Source organism: Streptomyces deserti (assembly GCF_054782695.1).
In genome coordinates, this window is the sequence record NZ_BAAGRZ010000004.1 from 49,293 (window position 1) to 74,334 (window position 25,042).

A 25,042-nucleotide genomic window follows, 5' to 3' on the forward strand; every position below is an offset into this window, starting at 1 on the left:
CGGTCGGGCGTCCGGTGGTGGACGCGGCCGAACCTACCGGCCCTCCGCCGCCGCCTGTCAACAGCCGTTTGACCTGCGCATTCTGCCTCAAAGGCCTGGTCAGCGCGGAGGATGCGCAGGTCGCGCGACGGTGGCGGGGCGGATGATCGCCACCGCGCCACCCCCGTAGATCACTCGCCCGGCCGTACGAAAACGGTCCGTCCGCCCACCACCGTGCGCAGGCAGACGGGCAGGTCACGGCCCGGAGTCAGGTCGGGCAGGCCGGGCGTGCCGGAGCGGGGGTCGGTCGACCAGCGGGCGACGCGGTCGTCGGGGGCCTGGACGACGAGTTCGCCGGTGCGCCACACGGCGTAGTCGGCGGGTGCGCCCGGTACCAGGACGCCCGCGTCGTCCCGACCGACCGCCCGCCAGCCGCCGCGCGTGTGCGCGGTGAACGCGGCGCGTACGGAGACGCGGTGTTCCGGCGTTCGGTGGAATGCGGCGGCCCGGACGGTGCCCCACGGGTCGAGAGGCGTGACCGGGCTGTCGGATCCGAAGGCCAGCGGGACACCGGCGCTCAGCAGGGCCGCAAAGGGGTTCAACGACCGCGCCCGCTCCACACCCAGGCGCTGGGCGTACATGCCCTCCTCGCCGCCCCACAGCGCGTCGAAGGCGGGCTGGACGGAGGCGGTCAGACCGAGGTCGGCGAAGCCCGCGATGGTCTCGGGGGTGAGCATCTCGGCGTGTTCGACACGGTGCCGGGCGGCGCGGACGCGGGCCAGGCCCACCTTCTCGGCGGCGGCCCGCACGCCCTCGACGACGGCGGTCACGGCGGCGTCGCCGATCGCGTGGAAGCCCGCCTGGAGGCCCGCCTCGGTGCAGGCGACGACGTGCGAGGCCACCGCCGCGGCGTCCAGGTAGGCGGTGCCGGTGTGGTCGGCGTCGGCATACGGCCGGTGCAGGCAGGCGGTGTGCGAGCCGAGGGCGCCGTCGACGAACAGGTCGCCCGCGGCCCCGAGCGCGCCCAGTTCCCGGGCCTTGGTGATGTCCTGCTCGGCCCAGTAGCCGACCACGCGCGGACCGGGCTCCTCGGCGGCGAGCCGGAGCAGGCCGGTGAAGTCGTCCTCGGAGGAGATCTCCGGACCGGCGCACTCGTGGACCGTGCCGATGCCGAGCGAGACGGCGTGCGCGAGGGCGGCGCGCTGGGCCTCGGCACGCTGGGCGGGGGTGATGGCGCCCAACGCGGCGGCGCGTACGGCGTGGTGGGCGTCGCCGGTCAGCGGACCGTCCCCACGGCCGGTGTCCCCCGCGACAAGGTCGAGCAGGGCCGTGGTGACGACCGCCGAGTGGACGTCGATCCGGCTGAGGTAGAGCGGGCGGCCCCCGGTGGCCTCGTCGAGCTCGGCGCGCGTCGGGGGGCGGCCGCCGGGCCAGCGGGAGGCGTCCCACCCGTGCCCGAGGAGGACACGGTCGTGCGGGCGTGCCGCGGCGAACTCCCGTACGAGGGTGAGGGCGGCCTCGAGGGAGGGGGCGCCGGACAGGTCGAGGCCGGTGAGGGCGAGGCCGGTGGCCGTCGTGTGCACGTGCGCGTCCGTGAACGCCGGGGTAACCAGCGCCCCGGCCAGGTCTATCACCTCGTCGACCCCGTCCGCGAAGGCGTCCGCAGCGCCCTCGGAGCCGACCCAGGCGACCTGGCCGCGCTCGACGACCATCGCGGTCGCGAACGGGTCGGCAGGACTGTGGACTTCTCCGCGGCGGAGCAGGACGGTCTTCGGCGGGGCGGTGCGTTCACTCATGACGGACAGTTTCGCGCGTGCAGCCGCTTGCGCCGCATCCGGGGCGTCATGGGAGGCGGCAGATCTTCAGTCGGCCGACCGTGGCTGTGGCGGTCTTGAGCCGGCCGATCCCGAGACTGCCACCCCAGGGCAACCCGATCCGAGTCGACCGAGCCCGAAACGACCAGGCCCCAGGCAGCCATCGCCCAGGCCACCATCGCCGTGCCGGCCATCCCTGAGTCGGCCGAGGCGCCTCCTCCGTCGGCTCACACCTTCGGCGGCCGTGCCTCGTACGGCGTCGACAGCACCACCGTCGTCCGCGTCGAGACGCCCGCCAGCGTCCGCACCCGCGCCAGCAGTTCCTCCAGTTCGTGCGGCGTGGCCACCCGCACCTTGAGGATGTAGTTCTCGTCGCCCGCGACGCTGTGGCACGCCTCGATCTCGGGGACGTCGGCCAGCCGGTCCGCGATGTCGTCGGGGGCGCTGGGGTCGAACGGTTTGACCGAGATGAAAGCGGTCAGGGGCAGTCCGACGGCCTCCGGGTCGACGACCGCGGCATAGCCGCGGATGACGCCACGCTGCTCCAGCCGGCGCACCCGCTGGTGCACGGCCGACGTGGACAGGCCCGTGGCCTTGCCCAGGTCTGTGTAGCTCATCCGCCCGTCCTTGACGAGCAGCTGCACGATCTGTCGGTCCAGCTCCTCCATGGCGCAAGAACCTACAGGGCGCTTGATCTCCTCGGATACCTGAGCGGCCCAGGTCATACCCGGTTCGTGATGTGACCGGGGGCGGCCCGCGCGCCGCCGGGGCGACACACCCCTCGCACGAGGCACCTGCGAGCGGCATGTGACGAACGCCACAGGCTTCGAACAGGCTCCGTGATGTTCTCGTGATTACCCCCGAGAGGGGACGGGAAGTGCTTGCTGTGGTCGAGGCCGCAGTGCCTTCACGGCCCAGCCCGAGGGGGAGAACCCAATGCAGAGTCTTAAGCGCCCTGGTCGCACCGCACCCAAGCGGCAGCAGCTCGTCGTCGAGCCCGAGCCGGAGGGTGTCGAACCCGACGCCTTCGACGACGGGGACACCGAGGAATTCGACGCGTACGACACCTTCGAGATGTACCGGGTGATCTGCCCGGACTGCGCGCAGCCCATCGCCCTGCTGGCGGACGAGGAGGTCCTGCCGGAGCACGCGCTGTGCGCCTCACCGTGGAACCCGTTCGGGCTCACTGTCTGCCCCGGCACCGGCCGCAATGCCTCCGACGCCCGGCCCGCGGACGAGTCCTTCGAGCCCCAGGAGCAGGACACCGCCCTGCTGTTGACGCTCCCTCAGGGACTCGACTGGCGGACCCAGCCCTTCTCGCACGTCGGCGGTCCGGGCTCCCGCCCCATCAGGGTCCCCGTCATGCGGCGCCACGCCGCCTGAGCACGGGCCCGCCCGGCTCCGTCGCTCGATCCCCGTAACCGTCCTGCACCACGGCCGCAGGCTGCCGTGGTGCGGGTTCGGTGCGTCCCGGGGGGTGCGTCGGGGTGCGACGTGAAATCCACCTGCCTCGCTGGGAGCGGCCGTTCACCTGCCCTGCGGAGAGTGGCAATTCACCTGGACCGCAGGGGAGTTGGAACCGGCGACACGGGGAGCGGACGTCCGCGAACGTACTCCCGATTCCGTCACCCGGTGACCTGTCCGCCCCGCCTGACGTTGCCCTGATATGACCCCCACGTACTCCGCGACCGGGCGTCAACGCCGCCTGTTCGTCCCGGTACCCGCGAAATCGGTTCCGCCTGCGCCGCCGCGCCCCCCGGACCCGCCGATCTACCAGGATCTGATGCGGACCTGGGCGGACCGCGGCCGCACCCTGCCGGGGCGGCACGACCCGGAGTGGGCGCGGCTCGCGGCGCCCTGGCGTGGGCTCGGTCAGTTCAGCGTGTCTCCGGACCCGCGAGGTGACGGGCGATGACCATCCGCTGAATCTGGTTCGTGCCCTCGACGATCTGCAGCATCTTGGCCTCGCGCATGTAGCGCTCGACCGGGAAGTCCGCGGTGTAGCCGTAGCCGCCGAGGATCTGGACGGCGTCGGTGGTGACCCGCATCGCCGTGTCGGTGCAGTGCAGCTTGGCCATGGCCGCCTGCTTGGCGAACGGCCGGCCCGCGTCCCGCAGCCGTGCCGCCGCGAGGTAGAGCGCACGGCCGGCCTCGATCTGCGTCGCCATGTCGGCGAGCATGAAGCGCAGCCCCTGGAAGTCGGCGATCGGCCGCCCGAACTGCCGGCGTTCGGTGGCGTACCGCAGCGCCTCGTCCAGAGCCGCCTGGGCGAGCCCGATCGCGCACGCCGCGATGCCGAGCCGCCCGGAGTCGAGGGAGGCCAGGGCGATCGCGAAGCCCTGCCCCTCCTCGCCGATGCGGCGGTCGTCGCCGACCCGGACGCCGTCGAAGTGGACCTGCGCGGTGGGCGAGCCCTTCATGCCCATCTTCTTCTCGGGCGCCGCGGCGCTCAGCCCCTCCGCGTCGCCGGGCACCAGGAACGCGGTGATCCCGCGCGGGCCCTCCTCACCGGTGCGCGCCATGACGGTGTAGAAGTCGGCGACACCGCCGTGCGTGATCCAGGCCTTGGTGCCGGTGATCACCCAGCCGTCGCCGTCCCGCACCGCCTTGGTACGCAGTGCGGCCGCGTCCGATCCGGAGTGCGGCTCCGAGAGGCAGTACGCGCCGAGCAGGCCGCCGCCGAGCATCGCGGGCAGGTGCTCGACCTGCTGCTCCTTGGTGCCGTAGGTGGCGAGTGCGTAGGTGGCCAGGGAGTGCACGCTGACCCCGAGGCCGACGGTGAGGCGGGCCGCGGCGAGCTCTTCGAGGACCTGGAGGTAGACCTCGTACGGCTGGTCGCCGCCGCCGTACTCCGAGTCGTACGGCAGGCCGAGCAGGCCGGCCCGGGAGAGCAGGGTGAAGACCTCGCGCGGGAAGCGCCCGGCGTCCTCCTCCTCGGCCGCCTTGGGGGCGATCTCGTGCTGCGCGATGTCGCGGACGAGCGAGATCAGGTCCCGGGCCTCGTCCGTGGGCAGTTGTCGGTCCACCGGCTGCGGGGCGCGGTCGGGCATGGCGACGCTCTCCTCCCTTGTCGGGCACTGGCGGTCTGGCCCGTTGGTGGGAGCCGCTCCGCCGGGTCGTTCTGGTGCCGGGCCGATGCTCGCAGTCCCGGGTCTCGGAGGCTGCTGACCAGCGGCTCTGCGCTGTGAGTATGCCCGATCGGAGGCATCGAGTCACCAGTTAACGACCGCTTACTTCAAGAAACCTCCGCGTGCGTTCGCCACCGGAATTGGTCCGCACCATTGACCCAACTGGTCTAGTCCTCCTACTGTTTCGGACCAACCGATTCACCGCGTTCATGCCAATCGACGCGCGTTCCCCTCTCCCCACGAGGAGACACCGGATGCACACCCCCCACCGTCCCCGCGCCCGGCGCCTGCGGGCGCTCGTGTCCGCGGCCTGTTGCGCCGCCCTCGGTGCCGGCCTGCTCGCCGGCGCGGGCACCTCGACCGCCACGGCGGCGACCTCGGCTCAGGAGGCCGCCGCCGACTCGAAGGCAGCCGGTTCGAAGGTCATCGGCTACTTCACCGAATGGGGCACCTACGACCGCAAGTACTACGTCAAGAACATCGAGACCTCGGGTTCGGCCGCGAAGCTCACCCACATCAACTACGCCTTCGGCAACGTCACCGGCGGCAAGTGCGCCATGGGCGACGCCTACGCGGCCACCGACCGGGCCTACACCGCCGCCGAGTCCGTCGACGGCGTCGCCGACACCTGGGACCAGCCGCTGCGCGGCACCTTCAACCAGCTGCGCAAACTGAAGAAGAAGCACCCGGACCTCAAGGTCCTGTGGTCCTTCGGCGGCTGGACCTGGTCGGGCGGCTTCGGCGAGGCCGCGAAGAACCCGGCCGCGTTCGCCCAGTCCTGCTACGACCTGGTCGAGAACTCCAGGTGGGCGGACGTCTTCGACGGCATCGACATCGACTGGGAGTACCCCAACGCCTGCGGCGCCAGCTGCGACACCAGCGGCCGGGCGGCCTTCAAGAACCTGATGCAGGCGCTGCGGGCCAAGTTCGGCTCCGGCAACCTGGTCACCGCGGCGATCACCGCCGACGCCACCCCCGGCGGCAAGATCGACGCGGCGGACTACGCGGGCGCCGCGCAGTACGTCAACTGGTACAACCCGATGACGTACGACTACTTCGGCGCCTGGGACGCCACGGGCCCCACGGCCCCGCACTCGCCGCTCACCTCGTACGCCGGCATCCCCAAGGCGAACACCCACACCTCGGCGACCATCGCCAAGCTCAAGGGCCTCGGCATCCCCGCCTCGAAGCTGCTGCTGGGCATCGGCTTCTACGGCCGCGGCTGGACCGGCGTCACCCAGTCGGCGCCCGGCGGCACCGCGACCGGCCCGGCGGCGGGCACGTACGAACAGGGCATCGAGGACTACAAGGTGCTCAAGACCAAGTGCCCGGTGACGGGGACGGTGGGCGGCACGGCGTATGCCAAGTGCGGGAACAACTGGTGGAGTTACGACACTCCGGCGACCATCGCGACCAAGATGGCGTACAAGAACCAGCAGCGTCTGGCCGGCACGTTCTTCTGGGAGCTGAGCGGCGACACCGCGAGCGGTGAGCTGATCAAGGCGATCAGCTGAAGGACGGGACGCACAGGGGCGGAGGCGCCGCGCGAGGAGCCTCCGCCCCCTTGGTCATCCGCCCTTGCGGGCCGGTTCCGGGGCCGGGTAGGCGGGGTCCAGTTCCTCGATGGCGCGCAGGGCGCCGCCGAGCGTCTTGACGAGCAGCTCGCGCATGGTCTCGTGGGGCAGTTCGGGGCGGTCGATCCATCCGAGGGTGGCGCCCTCGACGCTGCAGACCCAGGCCAGCAGGCCCATGCGCGCGAGCGGCGCGATGTCGCTGCGGCCGTAGGCCCCTTCGGCGATGGTCGCGACGATCGCCTCGCGCACCCCGTCCCGGACGGCGTGCACCTGGGTGTCGAAGCCGACGCCGCCGCTGACGATGGTCCGGTACGCGGCCTGGTTGTGCTCGGCGTAGCGCAGGTAGCTGTCGATGGTGCGGTGCACCCGTTGCACCGGCGGCAGTTCCACGCCGCTCGCCGCGAAGGTGACCAGGTCGGCGGCCGAGTCCTGGATGATGGCCAGGTAGTAGCCACGCTTGGACTGGAAGTAGTAGTAGATCAGCCCCTTGGCGACCTGCGCCTGCCGGGCGATGTCGTCCATCGAGAGGGCGTCGTACGACGTGTCGGCGAACAACCTCCGCCCGATGGCGATGAGTTCGGCACGGCGCGCCACCGAGCGCTCGGTGCCGCGCGCTCTGGGACGAGCGGCAGGTTGTTGACTAATATTCAATTTCGACCCTGGTGTGCGGCGGGGGGTGGGACATCCGCAGTATGGCAGGTCGGGGCGTGGGTCAGGTCACAGCAGTCCGAGCTGGGTCACGAACATCGCGACGACCACGACGAGGGTCCAGCCCATGGCGTGCTCGAAGAGCTTCGGGCCGTCGTCCCGGGGGCCGCCGGTACGGAGGCGGGTGGCGGTGGCTGAGTTCGCGGTCATGTAGGTCTCGCTGGTCTCGGTCGTGCGATTGGACTCCCCCATGCGTTAGTCCACCTTGCCAGCAGGAGCGGCGTGTGCGGCCGAGACGTTGGTCACACGGACCGGCCCCGGTCGGTGCCGGGGCCGGTCCGCCGGCCGGTTAGCGCACGCCCACCGCCGCGAGCGCCGTGCGCTGGCGCGCGGTCGGGCGCGCCGGGAAGTACAGGTAGCAGACGCCGCCGGTGCCGGAGACGACCTTGCCGGAGGCGTTGTACCGCTTGGTCCTGAGCCAGATGTTCTCGAACTCCCGGCGACGGTAGACGCGCCGCACCGCCTCGTTGCTGGGCGAGGCCGGGTCGTTGGCGATCACGTCGCCGTCGGCGGTGAAGCCGATCACGGTCATCAGGTGCCCGGCGGTGCCGTACCCCGCGCCCGTCAGTTCCTCCTTCAGGAAGGACTGGGAGGTGATCGCCGGGATGCCCGCCGCGATCAGCGTCTCCAGGTCGGCGAGGGAGCCGAGCCGGGTGACCACGCCCTGGAGGTCCTTGAAGGTGGCCGCGTAGGCGGCGTTGAACGGCCAGTTGCCGCAGCCGGCGTACTGGTAGTCGTAGGTGAACCGGGCCGCGTGGCACACCTGCGGGTCGGCGTACGCGGGGTTCACCCAGGCCAGCTGCTCCGGGGTGAGCCGCCGCCCCCAGTACTCGATGATCATCTGCGAGGAGGTGGGGCTGCACCAGGCCTCGCCGCCGTTGTCGTACTCCGGGTACTGCCCCTTGTGGATCTCCTGCGAGTAACGCGGGACGATCAGCTCCCTGGCGAGGCCGGGCGTGGAGGCCGGGACGGTGAAGCGGTCGGGGATGTCGGAGCCCATCGCGCCGAGCCGCCACACGGTGGGGGTGAGTTTCGTGCCCGGCCTGCGGTAGAGGGTCAGACGCAGGCGATACGAGGTGAGGCGCAGGCCCGTGGCCGGGTCGTCGACGGCGAGGGTGTCCGTCCAGACGGTGCTTCTGCCGTCGCTCTGGTCGCCGACCGAGGTCCGCCGGATGTCCTGGTCACCGGCCGCCCAGCGGCCCATCACGTACCAGGGCGTGGCCGTGCCGTCGGAGTACGTGCCCTTGAGTTCGACCTGGAGCCAGGTGCCGCCGGGGGTGCGCGCGTTCCAGGAGGCGATCACCTCCGTCGAGGGGACGGCGAGCCGGTGGACGGGGGACGTCCAGGTCGCGTACTCCCAGGTCGCGGTCTTCCCGGTGTGCGGGTCCCGGTACTCGGTGGTGCCGGCGGGAGCGTCGATCACGATGCCGGGACGGGCACCCGCGACGGCACGGGCGCCCTTGGCCGTACCACCGCGCCAGTCGCCGTACGAGATCCAGGCGCGGTAGTCGACGGGGCGGGCCGGGGCCCGGGCGGGGTCCACGGCATCGCTCCCCCTGTCGGCGGCGGCCGGGCCCGCGCCGCCGACCACGGCGGCCACAACTGCGGCGGCCAGAACGGTTCTGCGGGACGGCTGTTCGGCTCTGCTCATGGGCGGAAGACCCCCAGATGGTCGAGTCGGGGCAGGTCCAAGGGCACGCTCGGCTGCATGGATGTGCGCCACATATGAGCACAGCCGACCGGGACTGGCCAGCACCTCGGGCCGTGCCGCGGCCACCAATATTGGCCTCGACCAGTGGCACGACCTGCTGTGCGGTGGCACGCGCGCGTGCGGGCACTGGGCGCACGCGCGGGTGCAGCCGTGGAGCACGTGCGGGCGCAGCCGTGGAACACGTACGCGTGCGGGCCACTGGGAGCACGCGCGGGTGCAGCCAGCACGTGCGTGCGAGGCCGCGGGAGCACGTGCGGGTGCAGCCGTGGAACACGTGCGCGTGCAGCCGGTGCAGCACGCGCGTGCGCAGCCGTGCGGCACGCGCGTGCGCACCGCCGTTAGAGTGCTCGCGACACGCGCCCGCCCTTCCGCTCGCCTCGGGACCAGCCATTCACGACCTCGCCGCCCTGATCCGCCGCCTTCCCCCGTCCTGCGGCCCTGTCCGTCTGATCGGCATCGACGGTCACGCGGGCTCCGGAAAGTCCACGTTCGCGGGGCAGTTGGCCGCCGCGCTGGGCGGTGCTCCCGTGCTGCGCCTCGACGACATCGCCAGCCACGCCGACCTGTTCGGCTGGGCGGACCGGCTGCTGAGCCAGGTGATCGCACCGCTCGCCCGCGGCGAGATCGCGCACTACGCCCCCTATGACTGGCGGACCCGCCGCTTCGGACCGCCGCGCCCGCTGCCGCCCGCCCCGGTGGTCCTCGTGGAAGGGGTCGGCGCGGGCCGCCGGGCGCTGCGCCCGTATCTGGCGCTGCTGCTGTGGATGGAGATGCCGCAGGAGGAGGCGTGGGCCCGGGGGCGGTCGCGAGACGGGGCGGAACAGCGGGAGTTCTGGGACGCCTGGGTCCCGGCGGAACGCCGCCACTTCGCCGACGACCCCTCGCGGCCGTTCGCCGACCTTCTGGTACGGCAGTGCGAAAAGGGATATGAGGGGACAGCGGGGCCTGCGGGGAGCGTTGGACCGGACCAGCACTTCACGCTGGGTGACGGACCATCCGCAATGTGCTGAACTTGTGAAGAGGCTTGCGATTCAACTTCCGGGAGTGCTCCAACTCGGCTTGACCGGGGGGCCGTACAGGACTTACGTTCTCAATGTGCGGCCATTTGGAGCCGCCGCCTGACGCGAAGCCCCCGGTTGTTCCCCCGTGACCGGGGGCTTCGTTCTGCCCTCATCCGGTTTTCCGGGCGCCCCGAAGCGTGACGCGCTCACCCTCGGTCACCGGGCGGTCTGCGCCCCGTCTGCTCCCACCTCGCCAAACGGCCTGTGCGGCACCCTACGGGGGCGACGCCGCCGCAGGTACGATGCCCTCGGTGCGACCTACGGACGGCTGCTTCGCGCACCTTGCAACTCCGGTCCGCGGCACAGCGGTTCGACCAAGGCAGCCAGCGGGGGACGGCTCGTTGGCATACCGACGGGGGCACGGTTTGTGGGGGACGTGATGGACTTCGGCACGCAGGGCCCGCAGGCCCCGGCCGACCTCGCCTGGCTGCGAGGCGTGGACGCCTACACCATGGGCGCCTATCCGCAGGCGGAGGAGGAGTTCCGGGCCGCCGTACGCATGGACCCCGGGATGGCCGACGCCTGGCTGGGGCTGCATGCGCTGCGCGTCGACACCTCGACGGCGCTGCTGCGGATGTTCCGGCACCGGGACCGCTTCGGCGAACAGCGCGCCCGCCACCGCCGCACCCTCAACTCCTGGTACTGGCTGGGCTGGTGGGTGCAGCCCGTCCTGGAGAGCCCCCGCGACCTGCTGCTCGCGCACGCCTCCCACTGGCTGGACGGCCGCCACGTCCCCGAGCTCGACCGGGCCCTCGCGGGCCTTCCGCCAGTGGACACCGACCCGCAGGTCCGCTTCCTGCACGCCTGCCGCGCCTACCTGGTCAAGGACTGGGAACAGCTCGTACGGCACACCGATCCGCTGCTCGACGACCCCATGCTCGGCATCGAGGCGGGTCTGTTCGGCGGGATGGCCCGGGTCCGTCTGGAGATGTACGGGCAGGCCGAGCCCCTGTTGTCCGCCGCCCTGATGCGCTGCCGCAGCGAGCAGCCGCAGCGCAAGGAGCTGCGCTACTGGCTGGCCAGAGCCCACGAGGGGACGGGCCGCAGCGCCGCGGCGCTCCCGCTGTACCGGGCCGTGCACCGCGTCGACCCGGCGTTCATGGACACCTCGGCCCGGCTCGCCGCGATCGCCGAGGGCGACGGGTACGACGACTCGACCGACCTCGCAGCGATCACCCTCACCGGTGCCGGGCAGGACGCCGTGGACGGCCCCGACGCCCTCGACCCGCTCTACGGCACGGAGGGCCGCGACCTGAAGCTGTCCGACCCCGAGCCGCCGCCGTCCGCTCCCCTGCCGTCGATGGCGGGTCCCGCGTTCCGCGAGAAGGCCGGCGCCCCGGTGCCGTCCCTGCCCGCCGGGCCCACCGACCCGGCCTTGCTCGAGGAGGCACTCGCCGAACTCGAGCGCATGGTGGGCCTTGAGCCGGTGAAACGGCAGGTCAAAGCACTGTCGGCACAACTGAACATGGCCCGGCTGCGCGCCGGTCAGGGGCTGCCGGTCCAGCCGCCGAAACGCCACTTCGTCTTCTCCGGCCCCTCCGGCACGGGCAAGACCACCGTGGCCCGCATCCTGGGCCGCGTCTTCTACGCCCTCGGCCTGCTCGGCGGCGACCACCTCGTGGAGGCACAGCGGGCCGACCTGGTCGGCGAGTACCTGGGGCAGACCGCCGTGAAGGCCAACGAACTCATCGACTCCGCGCTCGGCGGTGTCCTCTTCGTCGACGAGGCGTACTCGCTGTCCAACTCCGGCTACGGCAAGGGCGACGCGTACGGAGACGAGGCGTTGCAGGTGCTGCTGAAGCGGGCGGAGGACAACCGGGACCACCTCGTGGTGATCCTGGCCGGCTATCCGGAAGGCATGGATCGCCTGCTGGCCGCCAACCCGGGGCTGTCCTCCCGCTTCACCACCCGCGTCGACTTCCCCTCCTACCGGCCCCTCGAACTCACCGAGATCGGCAAGGTGCTCGCCGCCGAGAACGGTGATGTGTGGGACGAGGAGGCGCTGGACGAGCTGCGGTCGATCGCCGGGCATGTCGTCGACCAGGGGTGGATCGACGAGCTGGGCAACGGGCGGTTCCTGCGGACGCTGTACGAGAAGAGCTGTGCGTACCGGGATCTGCGGTTGTCCACGTATCCCGGCACGCTGACGCGGGAGGATCTGGCGACGTTGCGGTTGCCGGACTTGATGCAGGCGTATGGGGAGGTGCTGTCGGGGAGAGGGCCGCAGGATCCGCCGGGGCTGTAGCGGGCGTAGCCCGCGGGCAGTCGTGTGACACCCGCCGGCGCGGTGAGCGATACCCACCCGGCCTCGGCTACGTCGCCAGTACCTCTTCCGTCGCCCCACTCACGCGCGGCTCCGTCAGCTTCACCTCCCGCACCTCCCTGTGCGCCGGATCCCGTACCTCGCCCACCAGCAGCTCCAGTACGTCCTCCAGCGCGACCAGCCCCAGCACCTTCCCGGACCCGTCGGCCACCTGCGCGAGGTGCGTCGCCGCACGGCGCATCACCGTCAGCGCGTCATCGAGCGGCAGCTCGGACCGCAGGGTCGTCATGGGCCGCCACAGCTGCTGCGGCACCGCCCGCTCGGAGTCCTCCAGGTCGAGGACGTCCTTCACATGCAGGTAGCCCATGAACGCGCCGTTCTCCGCGGCGACCGGGAAGCGGGAGTACCCGGTGCGGGCGGTGAGCTCGACGATCCGGCCCGGGGTGACCGAGGGGGGGACCGTCACCAAGGACTCGCGCTTCAACAGCACGTCCGTCACCGGGCGTGAGCCCAGTTCCAGGGCGTCCTCCAGGCGCTCGGCCTCCTCGGGGTCGAGCAGGCCCGCCTGGCCGGAGTCCTCCACCAGCCGGTTGAGCTGCTCGCTGGTGAAGACGGCCTCCACCTCGTCCTTGGGCTCCACGTGGAAGAGCCGCAGGATGCCCTGGGCGCAGGCACCGAGGGCGACGGTGATCGGCTTGCAGAGGCGGGCGAAGTAGACCAGGCCGGGGCTGAGCCACAGCGCGGCCTTCTCCGGTGCCGCCATCGCCAGGTTCTTCGGGACCATCTCGCCGATGACGAGGTGGAAGAAGACCACGGCGGCGAGGGCGATGACGTAGGTGAGCGGGTGGATCATGCCGTGCGGCAGGTGGATCCACTCGAAGACCGGCTCCAGCAGATGGGCGACCGTCGGTTCGGCGACCGCTCCGAGGGTCAGCGAGCAGACGGTGATGCCGAACTGGGCCGCGGCCATCATCTGCGGCAGCCGCTCCAGGCCGTACAGGACCTGCCGGGCACGGGCGGTGCCCAGCGGTTCGATCTGGCTGCGGCGGACGGACACGAGCGCGAACTCGGCTCCGACGAAGAAGCCGTTGGCGAGCACGAGCAGCGCGGCGAAGACCAGTTGGAGCATGCTCATCGGGCGGCCTCCAGGGCGGAGGCGGCCTCGACGACGGGAGCCGTCCGCACGATGCGCACCCGTTCGGCCCGGTAGTGGCCGACCTGGCGCACCGACAGCCGCCAGCCGGGCAGTTCGGCCTTGTCGCCGACGGCCGGGATGCGGCCGAGCAGGTCGGCGACCAGGCCGGCGACGGTCTCGTACGGCCCCTCCGGCACGTCCAGGCCTATGCGCTGCAGGGTGTCGACGCGGCAGCTGCCGTCGGCGTCCCAGGCGGGCCTGCCGTCCTCCGGCGCGGCGGTGGCGAGTTCGGGCAGGTCGTGACCGTCGTGCTCGTCGCGGACCTCGCCGACGATCTCCTCGACGATGTCCTCCAGTGTGACGACACCGGCCGTGCCGCCGTACTCGTCGACGACGACCGCGATGGGCTGCTCGCTGCGCAGGCGGGCGAGCAGCGGTCGTACCGGCAGGGTCTCGGGGACGAGCAGCGCCGGGCGGGCGATGCGGCCGACGGGAGTGCGCAGCCGGTCGTGCACGGGGACGGCCAGGGCGTCCTTGAGGTGGACCATGCCGACGATCTCGTCGATCTTCTCCCGGTAGACGGGGAAGCGGGACAGGCCGGTGGCGCGGGTCAGGTTGACGACGTCCTCGGCGGTGGCCGAAGACTGCAGGGCGCTGACTTTCACGCGCGGTGTCATGACGTGCTGCGCGGTGAGCTCGCCCAGGGACAGCGTCCGTACGAAGAGGTCGGCGGTGTCCTGTTCCAGGGCGCCGGCCCGCGCGGAGTGCCGGGCCAGCGAGACGAGTTCGTCGGGGGTGCGGGCGGAGGCCAGCTCCTCGGTGGGTTCGATGCCCAGGGCGCGCACGAGCCGGTTGGCGACCGCGTTCAGGCCGGCGATCACCGGGCGGAACAGCCGCGCGAAGACGTGCTGCGGGCCGGCGACGAAACGCGCGACCTGCATCGGCTTGGACACCGCCCAGTTCTTGGGCACGAGCTCGCCGATCACCATCTGCACGGCCGAGGCCAGCAGCATGCCGACGACGACCGTCACACCGGAGACGGCTCCCTCGGGGACGCCGATCGAGGTGAACGGGCCGTGCAGCAGCTCCGCGAGCGCCGGTTCGGCGAGCATGCCGACGACGAGGGAGGTGATGGTGATGCCGAGCTGGGTGCCGGAGAGCTGGAAGGACAGCTCCTTGAGGGACTCCACGACCCGGCGGGCCCGTCGGTCGCCCGCGGCGGCGGCCTGCTCGGCGTCCGGGCGCTCGACCGTCACCAGGCCGAACTCGGCCGCCACGAAGAATCCGTTGGCGAGAATCAGCAGGAAAGCGGCTGCCAGGAGCAGCAGGGGGATGGTCATGATGCCGCCGCCTCCGCACGGGCGCGGACCTGATGGGTGCGGTCCGCGCTATGTCGGCAGGGGGCGGCGCAGGTACTGCAGGACGATCCGTCCATCGCCGGAGGGGGTCACTCCTCGGGTAGCAGGAACCCCTGTGCACCGGGCGGGCAGCAGGGGCGGAGGCGCAACGGTTGCGCCTCCGGCAACAGATTAATCAAGACACGGGCCGCTGCGGCAGGGTGGACCGCCCTGAGGCGTCCCGGAGTCAGCCCTGACGCGTCTCGGGGTGCGCGGTGGCACGGGCCTCGACGAGGGCCCGCAGGGTGCGCGCGTCGGCGATGGCCCGCTGCTTGGCGATGCCCGGCTGGATGCCGAGCGCGGGCAGGCTGGTGCCGTCGCTGAGGTTGAGGAACACCCAGGGGTCGCCCGGACGGAGGTTCACCTGGAGGATCTCGGCCCACTCCAGGTGACGCCTGCTGGTGAGGTTGACGACGGTGACCCCGGACTCGTCGGCGACGACCTTCGGCCGGGACAGCAGGAGCAGCACCCCGGCCAGGAGGGCGGCCGTGAAGACGAAGCTGAGGCGCTCGCCCGGGCCGAGCTGCTTCAGCAGCATCGCGACCACGGTGATGACCACGAAGATCGCGACGGCCGCGGTGAGCAGGACCGCGCGGGTGCGGCCCGGCCGAAACGTGACGGGCAGGGCGGGCAGATCGGACATGCTGTACGGCTTCCCCGGAATCAGAGACGGCAGGCGTGGATGGCCGTGGTCAGGATGGCCCGGGCCCCGATGTCGTACAGGTCGTCCATGATCCGCTGCGCCTCCTTGGCCGGGACCATCGCGCGGACGGCGACCCAGCCCTCGTTGTGCAGCGGGGAGACGGTCGGGGACTCCAGGCCCGGGGTGAGCGCGACGGCCTTCTCCAGCTGCTCGACACGGCAGTCGTAGTCCATCATCACGTACGTCCGGGCCACCAGGACGCCCTGGAGGCGGCGCAGGAACTGCTGCACCTTGGGTTCCTCACCGTCCGTGCCGGTGCGGCGGATGACGACGGCCTCGGACTTCATGATCGGCTCGCCGACGACCTCCAGGCCCGCGTTGCGCAGCGAGGTGCCGGTCTCGACGACGTCCGCGATGACCTGGGCGACGCCGAGCTGGATGGCGGTCTCGACGGCGCCGTCGAGGTGGACGACGGAGGCGTCGATGCCGTGGTCGGCGAGGTGCCCCGCGACGATTCCCTCGTAGGAGGTGGCGACCGTCTTGCCGTTCAGGTCCGCCGGGCCGCTGACGGTGCCGGGCTTGGCGGCGTAGCGGAAGGTGGAGCGGGCGAAGCCGAGCGGGAGGATCTCCTCGGCGTCGGCGCCCGAGTCGATCAGCAGGTCGCGGCCGGTGATGCCGATGTCGAGCTGCCCGGAGGCGACGTAGATCGCGATGTCGCGGGGGCGGAGGTAGAAGAACTCGACGTCGTTCTCGGGGTCGACGATCCGCAGTTCCTTGGACTCGCGGCGCTGCTGGTAGCCGGCCTCATGCAGCATCTCCGCCGCAGGGCCGGACAGTGAACCCTTGTTGGGGACGGCGATGCGCAGCATGAGGTCGGCTTCCTTTGCGTGAAGGGGTGGGGTGTGGAGCTGGCGGGCTTTACAGGTGGGCGTAGACGTCGTCCAGCGTGATCCCGCGGGCGACCATCATCACCTGGACGTGGTACAGCAGCTGCGAGATCTCCTCGGCGGCCGCCTCCTTGCCCTCGTACTCGGCGGCCATCCAGACCTCGGCGGCCTCCTCGACGACCTTCTTGCCGATGGCGTGGACACCCTTTTCCACCAGTTCGGCGGTGCGGGAGGTGGCGGGGTCGCCCTGGGCGGCCTTCTGCTGGAGCTCGGTGAAGAGCTCCTCGAACGTCTTCTTGGACATGGTGGCGCCCACTTTACGCGGTGTGCCGGCCGACCTAACGCCACGGTTCGGATACTGAGCGGAGGGTGGCCGCGGTCGCCACCGCCGCCGTCACCGCCTCGTGCCCCTTGTCCTCGTTCGAGCCGGGCAGGCCCGCCCGGTCCAGGGCCTGCTCCTCGGTGTCGCAGGTCAGCACGCCGAAGCCGACGGGGACCCCGGTGTCGACCGAGACCTGGGTCAGGCCCTGGGTGACGCCTTGGCACACGTAGTCGAAGTGGGGGGTTCCGCCGCGGATGACGACGCCGAGGGCGACGATCGCGTCGTAGCCGCGCCCGGCGAGCACCTTGGCGACCACCGGGAGCTCCCAGCTGCCGGGGACCCGCAGCAGGGTCGGCTCGTCGATCCCCAGGTCGTGCAGGGCGCGCAGGGCGCCGTCCACCAGACCGTCCATCACCTTCTCGTGCCACTGCGCCGCGATGACGGCGACCCGCAGGTCCCCGACGTTGCGGACGGTCAGTTCCGGTGCACCCTTGCCGCTCACGTGCTCTCCTCGTGCTTTCTTACTGGTTGCCGCAGGCCGGCACGGTCGGCGTGTCCAGCCAGGGCAGGTCGTGGCCCATCCGGTCCCGCTTGGTGCGCAGGTAGCGGAGGTTGTGCTCGCCCGCCGTGACGGGCATCGGCTCGCGTCCGGTGACCTTCAGGCCGTGGCGGACGAGAGCGTCGGTCTTGTCGGGGTTGTTGGTCATCAGGCGCACGCTGCGCACGCCGAGGTCCCGGAGCATCTGCGCGCCGGCGCCGTAGTCCCGGGCGTCGGCGGGCAGGCCGAGTTCGAGGTTGGCGTCGAGGGTGTCGCGGCCGCGCTCCTGGAGCTCGTACGCCCGCAGCTTGGACATCAGGCCGATGCCGCGGCCCTCGTGTCCGCGCAGGTAGACCACCACTCCCCTGCCCTCGGCCTGGATACGGGCCAGGGAGGCCTCCAGCTGGGGGCCGCAGTCGCAGCGGGCGGAGCCGAAGACGTCGCCGGTGAGGCATTCGGAGTGGACGCGGGCGAGGACGTCCTCGCCGTCGCCGAGCTCGCCGTGGACGAGGGCGACGTGCTCGACGCCGTCGACGGTGGAGCGGTAGCCGTACGCGGTGAACTCGCCGTGGGCGGTGGGCAGCTGGACCTCGGCCTCGCGGCGGACGGTGGGTTCGGCGCTGCGGCGGTAGGCGATCAGGTCCTCGATGGAGATGATCGTCAGGCCGTGCTTGCGGGCGAAGGGGATCAGCTCGGGCAGGCGCAGCATCTGGCCGTCCTCGCCGGCGATCTCGACGATGGCGCCGGCCGGGCGCAGGCCAGCGAGGCGGGCGAGGTCGACGGCGGCCTCGGTGTGGCCGTTGCGGGTCAGGACCCCGCCGGGCTTGGCGCGCAGCGGGAAGATGTGGCCGGGGCGGACGAAGTCGCCGGCCTGCGCCGTGCCGCTCGCGAGCAGCTGGAGCGTGGTGGCGCGGTCGGAGGCCGAGATGCCGGTGGTCACACCGTGCGCGGCCGAGGCGTCCACGGACACCGTGAACGCGGTCTTCATCGACTCGGTGTTGTTCTCGACCATCTGCGGGAGCTGGAGCCGGTCCAGCTCGTCGCCCTCCATGGGGGCGCAGATCAGGCCGCGGCACTCGCTCATCATGAAGGCGACGATCTCGGGCGTCGCCTTCTCGGCGGCGATGACGAGGTCGCCCTCGTTCTCGCGGTCCTCGTCGTCGACGACCACGATCGGGCGGCCGGCCGCGATGTCGGCGATGGCCTGCTCGATGGGGTCGAGGGTGAGGTCCTCGAAGCCGTCGGTGCTGTACAGGATCGGTGCCGCGCTCATGCCGGCGCTCCTTCCAGGGCGGGCCGCGCCGCTTCGCGGGAACGCAGCCACCATTCGCGCATGCCCCACAGGACGAGCGCGCCGTAGATGACGTAGACCAAGCCGGAGAAGGCGTAGCCGTTGGCGAAGGTGAGGGGCACGCCGACCAGGTCGACGAGCAGCCAGGCGAACCAGAACTCGACCATGCCGCGCGCCTGGGCGTACATGGCGACGATGGTGCCGACGAAGATGTAGGCGTCCGGCCAGGGGTCCCAGGACAGGGTCGGGTAGGCCTTGAAGAGCAGGGCCACGGCGACCGTGCCCGCGGCGGCCGCGGCGGCCATCGCCGCGCGCTCGCGCCAGGTGGCGAACCGTACGGCGATCTGGCCGTCCTTGGCCTGTCCCCTGCCGCGGTTCCACTGCCACCAGCCGTACAGCGCGACGGCCATGACGACCGCCTGCTTGCCGGCGCTGCCGGTCAGGTGCCCGAAGAAGGCCGCGAAGAGGATGAGACCGGCGAGGAACTGCACCGGCCAGGTCCACAGGGACCGCCGCCAGCCGAGGGCGAGGGCGGCCAGGCCGAAGAGGTTGCCGACCATGTCCGACCACAGGATGTGCTGGCCGAACAGCGTGAACGCCTCGGAGTTGAGCCAGTTCACCGGGCCGCCCCCTGACCGGCCATCAGCCGCTCCACGTACTTGGCGATGACGTCCACCTCGAGGTTGACCGGGTCGCCGGGCTGCTTCACGCCCAGTGTCGTCAGGGCGAGGGTGGTGGGGATGAGGCTGACGGTGAAGTGGTCGGGGCCGGCGTCGACGACCGTGAGGCTGATGCCGTCGACTGTGATGGAGCCCTTCTCGACGACGTACCGGGACAGGTCGGCGGGGAGCGAGATCTTCACGATCTCCCAGTGCTCGGACGGCTTGCGCTCCAGGATCTCGCCGGTGCCGTCGACGTGGCCCTGCACGATGTGTCCGCCGAGGCGGTCGCCCACGGCCATGGGGCGTTCGAGGTTGACGCGGGAGCCGACGGTGAGGGCGCCCAGGCTGGAGCGGTTCAGGGTCTCGGCCATCACGTCGGCGGTGAACTCGTCGCCCTCGTGGTCGACGACCGTGAGGCAGACGCCGTTGACGGCGATCGAGTCGCCGTGTTTCGCGCCCTGGGTGACGAGGGGGCCGCGCAGCCGGAAGCGACAGGCGTCGTCGAGGGTCTCGACGGCGGTGATCTCGCCCAGCTCTTCGACGATTCCGGTGAACACTTCCCGGGTCCTCCTGCCTCTTCGGGCACGGACTCCGGGGCTGTCGATGACGACAGAAGGTACGGGCAACGGCACCGGGGGCGACGCCGGACGGAGCTCGCCACAGGGACGAACCGGTACGGCGGCGCGCACGTGTGCCCGCCCGCCGCGCACTGCCTCCCATCCGGACTTTAACCGTCGGTCCAGGAATTTCACCTGGTCAACCGGCCGCTGGAGGCGACCGGGTCGCGGACTGTAACCGCCGGTTCGGACTTTCACCGACCCCGGAGTGCGCTGCTACTGGTACAGGGCCAGTGTGCCACGCCTGATCGACGTCCATACGGGCGAGGGGTGTGGGCTGCCTCACAGGGCGTGTCGCTGGACTTACCGAGCGGACGGGAGGGCCGCAACTCCCGGGCGGGTACCCGCGCTTGAGGCCCCACGATTGGTCCATACCTATTGACGGTCTGGTCTAGTCCTCTTTAGGGTCTGCGCAACCCCGCAGACCGGCCCGGCGGCGGTGACGACGGCCCTTGCCCGCCGTCGGGCCTTCACGTCGGTCCGTCCAGTCGGTCCGTGCAGTCGGTCCGTGCAGTCGGGCCTTCACGTCGGGCCTTCGAGTCGGGCCTTCCAGCAGGCGCGGGGAGGCGGTCTGGCAGGGTGAGAAGCATGACGACCGCGACCGCCGACGAGTTCGAGACCCACCGTTCACGGCTGTTCGCCCTGGCCTACCGGATGCTGGGCTCGGCGGAGGAGGCCGAGGACACCGTCCAGGACGCGTACCTGCGTTTCAGCGGCGCGGACCGCACGGAGATCCAGCACCCGGGGGCCTGGCTCGCCAAGGTCGTCACCCACCTGTGCCTCACCCGGCTGACCTCCGCCCGCGCCCGGCGCGAGAGGTACGTCGGGACCTGGCTGCCGGAGCCCGTCGTCACCTCCGACGGCACGCTCGGCCCCCTGGAGTCGGCCGAGCAGCGCGACGCCGTGTCGCTGGCCATGCTGGTCCTGCTGGAGCGGCTCACGCCGACCGAGCGGGCCGTGTACGTGCTGCGGGAGGCCTTCGCGTACGGGCATCGAGAGATCGCCGAGGTGCTGGACCTGAGCGAGGCCAACTGCCGTCAGCTGTACCGGCGGGCGGTGCGGCGGGTGGGTGAGCCGCGGTCCCGTTTCGAGGCCGAACCCGAGCGTCAGGAGGAGCTGGTCACGTCGTTCCTGACGGCGGCCCGCGACGGTGACCTGGCGGGGCTGGAGAAGCTGCTCGCGGCCGACGCGACCTGGTTCAGCGACGGCGGCGGCAAGGTCACCGCGGCCCTGCGGCCGATCGAGGGGCGCGAGAAGATCGTCCGCCTGCTGGTGAACGGCGCCCCGAAGTTCACGGCGCAGTTCGGGGCGGCCCTGGACTTCACGGTGGCCGAGGTCAACGGCGCGACCGCGCTGGCCGCCTGGGCGGGCGACACGCTCATCGGGGTGGTGTCGTTCGAGCTGCGCGACGGGCTGATCGCGGGGGTGCGCGCCGTGGTCAATCCGGACAAGCTGGAGTTCGTACGACGCCAGCTCACACGGCCGTAAGTCCTCTGAGCGGTTTTTCTCCGCGCGTCTGTCACATTCGGCAGGGGCTGCTCCGTCTTCACTGACGAGGGGCGCTCCGGCCGGGAGCGCACGACGTCCGAAGGGGCTGAACTGCATGACCACGATCCTGGTGACCGGCGGCACCGGAACGCTCGGCCGGCTCGTCACCGAGCGGCTGCGCGCGGACGGGCACGAGGTCCGGGTGCTCAGCAGGCACGCCCAGCCGTACGCCGTCGACCTGCGGGAGGGCGGCCCCGGTCTGGACGCGGCCGTGGCGGGCGTGGACACGATCGTGCACTGCGCGAGTTCGCCGCGCGGCGGTGACGAGCAGGCGGCCACGCACCTGATCGCGGCGGCACGCCGGGCGGGTGTGGGGCACCTCGTCTACATCTCGATCGTCGGCGTCGACCGGGTGCCGTTCGGCTACTACAAGAGCAAGCTCGCGGTGGAGAAGCTCGTCGAGGAGTCGGGGCTGGGCTGGACCGTGCTGCGGACCACGCAGTTCCACGACCTGTTGTTCATGCTGTTCCAGGGGCTGTCGAAGCTGCCGGTCCTGCTGCTGCCGGCGGGGGTGCGGGACCAGCCGGTCGAGGTGGCGGAGGTCGCGGACCGTCTGGCCGAGCTGGCCCCGGGCGCGCCCGCGGGCCGGGTCGCGGACATGGGCGGGCCGGAGGTACGGACGCTGGAGTCGCTGGCCCGTGCGTATCTGCGGGCGACGGGCCGGCGCCGGGCGGTGGTGAACGTTCCGCTGTGGGGCGCGGCGTACCGGGCCTTCCGCGGTGGCGGCCACCTCACGCCGGAGCGGGCGGTCGGCAAGGGGACGTTCGAGGCGTACCTGGCGGCGCGGTTCGGCGGTGCGCCGCGCGGATGAGCAGGCGCCGGTGGCCGCGGGCGGGGCCGGGGCTGCTCGCCGGCGCGCAGGTGCTGCTCGGTCTGTGGACGCTGCTGCCGGAAGTTGTTCCGTCGCGGCGATGGACCGGCGGCTGGGGCTGACCGCGCCGGCGGCTCGCCCCAGCGGCGCCGGCAGCCCCGCGCCGCTCGCGGCCGGCGACGGCTCCACCCAGCGCTGCCGGCCGTACGGCTGTGGCCGGCGGCGGATCCGTCGGCGTACGCCCTGTCGAGCTACCGCCCGGGCGCGAAGAGCTCGTCCTGAGCGCGGTCCCGGGCGGTCAGCAGCGCGCCGCGCAGGACCGCGCCGCCGCCCAGGGTGCTCGGCCGTACCTCGGTGGGCAGCGGGGACATCCGGGCGACGCGTTCCTGTACACGGGCGGCGAGGGCCTCGCCACCGGCCTGCCCGATCTCACCGCCGAGCACCACGCAGCCGGGGTCCAGGACCGCGACGACCGAGGCGACGCCGACGGCGACGCGGTCGGCGAGGGAGTCGAGAAAGCGAGACGCCACCGACACAGGCGCCTCCGCCGAACCGCCCCCCGGCGCCCCCGCCGCCGCCCGTACCAGCCCCGCCACCGACGGTTCGCCCCCCGGTCCCGCCGATATCCCGCACTCCCCCGCAAGCTGGGCGATCGCCGCCGCTCCCGCCAGGGAGTGGAAGCCCCCCGCGCAGTCCGTCGCCGACGGCAGCGTGTCCGTGCCCGGTACCGGCAGGAAGCCGATCTCTCCCGTGCCGCCGGACGCCCCGCGGCGCAGCGTGCCGTCGAGGACCACGGCCGCGCCCGTGCCCTGGCCCAGCCACAGCAGGACGAACGTGTCCCGGTGCCGGGCGGCGCCGTCGCGCTGCTCCGCGAGCGCGGCGAGGTTGGTCTCGTTCTCGACGCTGACGCGTGCCTCGGGAAGCCGCTCCTGCAGGGCGGCGACCAGGCGGCGATGCCACTGCGGCAGGCCGCTGGAGACGCGGAGTTCGCCGGTGGCCGGGTCGATCAGACCGGGTGCGCCGATCCCGACGGTGTGCAGCCGGTCGGCCCCGGCCTCCTTCACCACCCGCTCGACCAGCGCGACGGCCTGCTCCACGGCCGGGCCCGTTCCCGTTGCGCCGTCGACGGGGCCCGAGGCCTCGGCGAGCACCCGGCCGACGAGGTCGGAGACGACCACGGCGACGCCCTCGGTGCGCACGTCCAGCGCGGCCAGGTGGGCCCGGTCGGCGACGATGCCGTACAGCTTCGCGTTGGGGCCGCGCCGCTGCTCGCCGGCCTCCCCGACGACCGCGATCAGCCCGGAGGCGGTGAGGCGTTCGACGAGGTCGGCGACGGTCGGCCGGGACAGGCCGGTCAGCTGCTTCAACTGCCCTGCCGTCAACGGGCCCTCCTGCTGGAGCAGGCGCAGGGCGAGCCGGTCGTTGATGGCCCGGGCGGTGCTCGGGGATGCGGGCATGCCGGGATCCTCCCAGATCGGCGGGCCGCGGGGCGCGCCTGCCCTCCCCTATCTATCAGGCAGGGTCCCTGATAGTTTACGCGGCGGCAGCGGGCCGGACAGCCGGGAGGGCGGGAGAAAATGGGTGCAGTGGTCTACACGGAACGGGAAGTGAGGCGGGCCCGGTACGCCGTGGCCGCCGTGTTCGCCGTGCACGGCGCCGTCACCGGCTCGTTCGCCACCCGGGTGCCGTGGATCCAGGACCACGCCGGGGTGAGCGCCGGTCAGCTGGGGCTCGCGCTCGCGTTCCCCGCGCTCGGCGCGTCCGTCGCGATGCCGCTGGCGGGCAGCATCAGCCACCGCTTCGGCGCCCGGAACGCCCTGCGCGGCCTGATGGCCCTGTGGACGCTGTCGCTGGTCCTGCCGTCCCTCGCGCCGAACCTCCTCACCCTCTGCCTGGGCCTGTTCGTCTACGGCGCCACGGCCGGCATGGCGGACGTCGCGATGAACGCGCTCGGCGTGGAGGTCGAGAACCGCCTCGGCCGGTCGATCATGTCCGGTCTGCACGGCATGTGGAGCGCGGGCGCCCTGATCGGCTCGGCGGCCGGCACGCTCGCCGCGCACCTCGGCTCGGACGCCCGGCTGCACCACGTGCTGGCCGCCGCCGTCCTCACGGTGGTCGGCGTGGCCGCCTGCGCGTGGGTGCTCGATCTGCAGCCCGCCGAGGACGAGGAGCCGCCGCCCCGGTTCGCGCTGCCGCCGCGCTCGGCGCTGCTCATCGGCGCCATCGGGTTCTGCGCGGTGTTCGCGGAGGGCGCGAGCCTGGACTGGTCGGCGGTCTACCTGCGGGACCAGCTGGAGGCGTCCGCCGGTCTCGCGGCCGCCTGCACGACGGGCTTCACCCTCACCATGGCCGTCGCCCGGATCGCCGGGGACAGGGTGGTGGACCGGTACGGCGCCGTACGGACGGTCCGCGCGAGCGGCGTGCTCGCCGTGCTGGGCGGGGTGCTCATCGTCGTGGCGAGCCATCCGGCGGCGGCGATGGCCGGGTTCGCGCTGATGGGCCTGGGCATCGCGGTGGTCGTACCGCTGTGCTTCGCGGCGGCGGGCCGCAGCGGCCCGAACCCCAGCCAGGCCATCGCGGGCGTCGCGACCATCACGTACACCTCGGGCCTGATCGCGCCGAGCGCGATCGGCACGCTGGCGCAGGTGACGAGTCTGGTCGTGTCGTTCGGCCTGGTGACGCTGCTGTCCTGCGGGCTCGCGGCCTTCGCGGGCGTCCTGCGCCCCGGCGACCGCGACCGCCCGAAGGTCGGCCGGCCGGAGGCAGCGGTTCCCGACCCACGGCCCTGAAGGCGTCGCTCGGCGCAGCGTCCCGGCGACGCCGGCGTGTGCGAAGCACCCCACAGCGTCCCGGCGACGCTCACGTGTGCGAAGCGCCACGCAGTATCCCGGCGACGCTCACGTGTGCGAAGCACGTCCCGGCAGCCCCGACAATGGTCCGGACGTAGCTGCAC

25 protein-coding genes and 1 riboswitch are annotated in these 25,042 nt (G+C 72.2%); of the genes, 9 read left to right on the plus strand and 16 right to left on the minus strand.

Features of this window, described 5'->3' with window-relative positions; genetic code table 11:
- Positions 1-170 precede the first annotated feature (170 nt).
- Positions 171-1,775 carry an amidohydrolase gene (locus ACYVMZ_RS10405; protein WP_461077937.1) on the minus strand — a complete coding sequence of 535 codons (1,605 nt, stop codon included), beginning with the start codon at positions 1,773-1,775 and terminating at the stop codon, positions 171-173.
- A gap of 245 nt (positions 1,776-2,020) precedes the next feature.
- Entirely contained in the window at positions 2,021-2,461 is a 441-nt protein-coding gene (locus ACYVMZ_RS10410; protein ID WP_461077939.1) for an Lrp/AsnC family transcriptional regulator, read from the minus strand.
- A 268-nt stretch (positions 2,462-2,729) separates the two neighbouring features.
- Here ACYVMZ_RS10410 and ACYVMZ_RS10415 point away from each other — a divergent pair, with 268 nt between their 5' ends.
- On the plus strand, positions 2,730-3,176 hold the full coding sequence (locus ACYVMZ_RS10415) for a hypothetical protein (protein WP_461077941.1): 447 nt from the start codon (positions 2,730-2,732) through the stop codon (positions 3,174-3,176).
- 283 nt (positions 3,177-3,459) lie between these two features.
- A complete protein-coding gene (locus ACYVMZ_RS10420; RefSeq protein ID WP_461077943.1) occupies positions 3,460-3,708 on the plus strand; it encodes a hypothetical protein in 249 nt (82 codons plus the stop codon).
- On the opposite strand, the gene ACYVMZ_RS10425 is transcribed toward ACYVMZ_RS10420, so the two are convergent.
- The gene (locus tag ACYVMZ_RS10425) at positions 3,671-4,843 is read right to left on the minus strand and encodes an acyl-CoA dehydrogenase (protein ID WP_461077945.1); all 1,173 of its coding nucleotides are present in this window, start codon (positions 4,841-4,843) and stop codon (positions 3,671-3,673) included. The genes ACYVMZ_RS10420 and ACYVMZ_RS10425 overlap by 38 nt on opposite strands.
- Positions 4,844-5,175: 332 nt before the next feature.
- Between ACYVMZ_RS10425 and ACYVMZ_RS10430 the strand changes: the two genes are divergently transcribed.
- Positions 5,176-6,435 (plus strand): glycoside hydrolase family 18 protein, encoded by a 1,260-nt coding sequence (locus ACYVMZ_RS10430; RefSeq protein WP_461077947.1) that lies wholly within the window; start codon positions 5,176-5,178, stop codon positions 6,433-6,435.
- 54 nt (positions 6,436-6,489) lie between these two features.
- Here ACYVMZ_RS10430 and ACYVMZ_RS10435 read toward each other — a convergent pair whose 3' ends face one another.
- From ACYVMZ_RS10435 to ACYVMZ_RS10445, 3 genes are all read right to left on the minus strand, one after another.
- Complete coding sequence (locus tag ACYVMZ_RS10435) at positions 6,490-7,146, minus strand: TetR/AcrR family transcriptional regulator (protein WP_461077949.1); 657 nt, start codon at positions 7,144-7,146, stop codon at positions 6,490-6,492.
- 66 nt (positions 7,147-7,212) lie between these two features.
- Positions 7,213-7,395, minus strand: a complete 183-nt coding sequence (locus ACYVMZ_RS10440; protein ID WP_461077951.1) for an SCO1431 family membrane protein — start codon at positions 7,393-7,395, stop codon at positions 7,213-7,215.
- Positions 7,396-7,492: 97 nt separating this feature from the next.
- A complete protein-coding gene (locus tag ACYVMZ_RS10445) occupies positions 7,493-8,854 on the minus strand; it encodes a peptidase C39 family protein (RefSeq protein ID WP_461077953.1) in 1,362 nt (453 codons plus the stop codon).
- Between the two features lie 449 nt (positions 8,855-9,303).
- Here ACYVMZ_RS10445 and ACYVMZ_RS10450 point away from each other — a divergent pair, with 449 nt between their 5' ends.
- Both ACYVMZ_RS10450 and ACYVMZ_RS10455 read left to right on the plus strand, forming a co-directional pair.
- Positions 9,304-9,924: a uridine kinase family protein gene (locus ACYVMZ_RS10450; protein WP_461078520.1), complete on the plus strand. Its 621-nt coding sequence runs from the start codon at positions 9,304-9,306 to the stop codon at positions 9,922-9,924.
- 430 nt (positions 9,925-10,354) lie between these two features.
- Entirely contained in the window at positions 10,355-12,220 is a 1,866-nt protein-coding gene (locus tag ACYVMZ_RS10455; RefSeq protein WP_461077955.1) for an AAA family ATPase, read from the plus strand.
- 67 nt (positions 12,221-12,287) lie between these two features.
- On the opposite strand, the gene ACYVMZ_RS10460 is transcribed toward ACYVMZ_RS10455, so the two are convergent.
- The 9 genes from ACYVMZ_RS10460 to ACYVMZ_RS10500 form a co-directional block, all read right to left on the minus strand.
- Positions 12,288-13,373, minus strand: coding sequence for a hemolysin family protein (locus ACYVMZ_RS10460; RefSeq protein WP_461077957.1), 1,086 nt, complete (start codon positions 13,371-13,373; stop codon positions 12,288-12,290).
- Positions 13,370-14,713 carry a hemolysin family protein gene (locus tag ACYVMZ_RS10465; protein ID WP_461077959.1) on the minus strand — a complete coding sequence of 448 codons (1,344 nt, stop codon included), beginning with the start codon at positions 14,711-14,713 and terminating at the stop codon, positions 13,370-13,372. Before ACYVMZ_RS10465 ends, ACYVMZ_RS10460 begins: the two co-directional genes overlap by 4 nt.
- 244 nt (positions 14,714-14,957) lie before the next feature.
- Positions 14,958-15,413, minus strand: coding sequence for a PH domain-containing protein (locus ACYVMZ_RS10470; RefSeq protein ID WP_461077961.1), 456 nt, complete (start codon positions 15,411-15,413; stop codon positions 14,958-14,960).
- Between the two features lie 20 nt (positions 15,414-15,433).
- Positions 15,434-16,282 (minus strand): ATP phosphoribosyltransferase, encoded by an 849-nt coding sequence (gene hisG, locus ACYVMZ_RS10475; RefSeq protein WP_461077964.1) that lies wholly within the window; start codon positions 16,280-16,282, stop codon positions 15,434-15,436.
- Between the two features lie 49 nt (positions 16,283-16,331).
- Positions 16,332-16,604 carry a phosphoribosyl-ATP diphosphatase gene (locus ACYVMZ_RS10480; protein WP_461077966.1) on the minus strand — a complete coding sequence of 91 codons (273 nt, stop codon included), beginning with the start codon at positions 16,602-16,604 and terminating at the stop codon, positions 16,332-16,334.
- 34 nt (positions 16,605-16,638) lie between these two features.
- Entirely contained in the window at positions 16,639-17,124 is a 486-nt protein-coding gene (gene ribH, locus ACYVMZ_RS10485) for a 6,7-dimethyl-8-ribityllumazine synthase (protein WP_289935946.1), read from the minus strand.
- 19 nt (positions 17,125-17,143) lie between these two features.
- Positions 17,144-18,433, minus strand: a complete 1,290-nt coding sequence (locus ACYVMZ_RS10490) for a bifunctional 3,4-dihydroxy-2-butanone-4-phosphate synthase/GTP cyclohydrolase II (protein ID WP_461077969.1) — start codon at positions 18,431-18,433, stop codon at positions 17,144-17,146.
- The gene (locus tag ACYVMZ_RS10495) at positions 18,430-19,071 is read right to left on the minus strand and encodes a nicotinamide mononucleotide transporter family protein (RefSeq protein ID WP_461077971.1); all 642 of its coding nucleotides are present in this window, start codon (positions 19,069-19,071) and stop codon (positions 18,430-18,432) included. Before ACYVMZ_RS10495 ends, ACYVMZ_RS10490 begins: the two co-directional genes overlap by 4 nt.
- Entirely contained in the window at positions 19,068-19,670 is a 603-nt protein-coding gene (locus ACYVMZ_RS10500) for a riboflavin synthase (protein WP_461077973.1), read from the minus strand. The genes ACYVMZ_RS10495 and ACYVMZ_RS10500 overlap by 4 nt, the downstream gene beginning before the upstream one ends.
- Positions 19,671-19,815: 145 nt before the next feature.
- Positions 19,816-19,946, minus strand: a riboswitch (FMN riboswitch).
- A 372-nt stretch (positions 19,947-20,318) separates the two neighbouring features.
- On the opposite strand from ACYVMZ_RS10500, the gene ACYVMZ_RS10505 reads away from it, so the two are divergent.
- The 3 genes from ACYVMZ_RS10505 (at position 20,319) to ACYVMZ_RS10515 (ending at position 22,211) form a co-directional block, all read left to right on the plus strand.
- Positions 20,319-21,218, plus strand: coding sequence for an RNA polymerase sigma-70 factor (locus tag ACYVMZ_RS10505; protein ID WP_461077975.1), 900 nt, complete (start codon positions 20,319-20,321; stop codon positions 21,216-21,218).
- 115 nt (positions 21,219-21,333) lie between these two features.
- The gene (locus ACYVMZ_RS10510) at positions 21,334-22,089 is read left to right on the plus strand and encodes an SDR family oxidoreductase (RefSeq protein ID WP_461077977.1); all 756 of its coding nucleotides are present in this window, start codon (positions 21,334-21,336) and stop codon (positions 22,087-22,089) included.
- Positions 22,086-22,211, plus strand: a complete 126-nt coding sequence (locus ACYVMZ_RS10515) for a hypothetical protein (RefSeq protein WP_461077979.1) — start codon at positions 22,086-22,088, stop codon at positions 22,209-22,211. Before ACYVMZ_RS10510 ends, ACYVMZ_RS10515 begins: the two co-directional genes overlap by 4 nt.
- Before the next feature lie 129 nt (positions 22,212-22,340).
- Here ACYVMZ_RS10515 and ACYVMZ_RS10520 read toward each other — a convergent pair whose 3' ends face one another.
- Positions 22,341-23,546, minus strand: coding sequence for an ROK family transcriptional regulator (locus ACYVMZ_RS10520; protein WP_461077981.1), 1,206 nt, complete (start codon positions 23,544-23,546; stop codon positions 22,341-22,343).
- A gap of 120 nt (positions 23,547-23,666) precedes the next feature.
- Here ACYVMZ_RS10520 and ACYVMZ_RS10525 point away from each other — a divergent pair, with 120 nt between their 5' ends.
- Complete coding sequence (locus ACYVMZ_RS10525; RefSeq protein WP_461077983.1) at positions 23,667-24,878, plus strand: MFS transporter; 1,212 nt, start codon at positions 23,667-23,669, stop codon at positions 24,876-24,878.
- Positions 24,879-25,042: the final 164 nt, after the last annotated feature.

What these genes read in the sequence shown, in the direction of transcription:
- ACYVMZ_RS10460 (WP_461077957.1), bottom strand. Translation starts at nt 13,373, where the DNA reads ATGAGCATGCTCCAACTGGTCTTCGCCGCGCTGCTCGTGCTCGCCAAC.
- ACYVMZ_RS10430 (WP_461077947.1), top strand. Translation starts at nt 5,176, where the DNA reads ATGCACACCCCCCACCGTCCCCGCGCCCGGCGCCTGCGGGCGCTCGTG.
- ACYVMZ_RS10445 (WP_461077953.1), bottom strand. Translation starts at nt 8,854, where the DNA reads ATGAGCAGAGCCGAACAGCCGTCCCGCAGAACCGTTCTGGCCGCCGCA.
- ACYVMZ_RS10425 (WP_461077945.1), bottom strand. Translation starts at nt 4,843, where the DNA reads ATGCCCGACCGCGCCCCGCAGCCGGTGGACCGACAACTGCCCACGGAC.
- ACYVMZ_RS10525 (WP_461077983.1), top strand. Translation starts at nt 23,667, where the DNA reads ATGGGTGCAGTGGTCTACACGGAACGGGAAGTGAGGCGGGCCCGGTAC.
- ACYVMZ_RS10490 (WP_461077969.1), bottom strand. Translation starts at nt 18,433, where the DNA reads ATGAGCGCGGCACCGATCCTGTACAGCACCGACGGCTTCGAGGACCTC.
- ACYVMZ_RS10515 (WP_461077979.1), top strand. Translation starts at nt 22,086, where the DNA reads ATGAGCAGGCGCCGGTGGCCGCGGGCGGGGCCGGGGCTGCTCGCCGGC.
- ACYVMZ_RS10520 (WP_461077981.1), bottom strand. Translation starts at nt 23,546, where the DNA reads ATGCCCGCATCCCCGAGCACCGCCCGGGCCATCAACGACCGGCTCGCC.
- ACYVMZ_RS10405 (WP_461077937.1), bottom strand. Translation starts at nt 1,775, where the DNA reads ATGAGTGAACGCACCGCCCCGCCGAAGACCGTCCTGCTCCGCCGCGGA.
- ACYVMZ_RS10465 (WP_461077959.1), bottom strand. Translation starts at nt 14,713, where the DNA reads ATGACCATCCCCCTGCTGCTCCTGGCAGCCGCTTTCCTGCTGATTCTC.
- hisG (WP_461077964.1), bottom strand. Translation starts at nt 16,282, where the DNA reads ATGCTGCGCATCGCCGTCCCCAACAAGGGTTCACTGTCCGGCCCTGCG.
- ACYVMZ_RS10440 (WP_461077951.1), bottom strand. Translation starts at nt 7,395, where the DNA reads ATGGGGGAGTCCAATCGCACGACCGAGACCAGCGAGACCTACATGACC.
- ACYVMZ_RS10420 (WP_461077943.1), top strand. Translation starts at nt 3,460, where the DNA reads ATGACCCCCACGTACTCCGCGACCGGGCGTCAACGCCGCCTGTTCGTC.
- ACYVMZ_RS10505 (WP_461077975.1), top strand. Translation starts at nt 20,319, where the DNA reads ATGACGACCGCGACCGCCGACGAGTTCGAGACCCACCGTTCACGGCTG.
- ACYVMZ_RS10415 (WP_461077941.1), top strand. Translation starts at nt 2,730, where the DNA reads ATGCAGAGTCTTAAGCGCCCTGGTCGCACCGCACCCAAGCGGCAGCAG.
- ACYVMZ_RS10470 (WP_461077961.1), bottom strand. Translation starts at nt 15,413, where the DNA reads ATGTCCGATCTGCCCGCCCTGCCCGTCACGTTTCGGCCGGGCCGCACC.
- ACYVMZ_RS10455 (WP_461077955.1), top strand. Translation starts at nt 10,355, where the DNA reads ATGGACTTCGGCACGCAGGGCCCGCAGGCCCCGGCCGACCTCGCCTGG.
- ACYVMZ_RS10480 (WP_461077966.1), bottom strand. Translation starts at nt 16,604, where the DNA reads ATGTCCAAGAAGACGTTCGAGGAGCTCTTCACCGAGCTCCAGCAGAAG.
- ACYVMZ_RS10510 (WP_461077977.1), top strand. Translation starts at nt 21,334, where the DNA reads ATGACCACGATCCTGGTGACCGGCGGCACCGGAACGCTCGGCCGGCTC.
- ACYVMZ_RS10410 (WP_461077939.1), bottom strand. Translation starts at nt 2,461, where the DNA reads ATGGAGGAGCTGGACCGACAGATCGTGCAGCTGCTCGTCAAGGACGGG.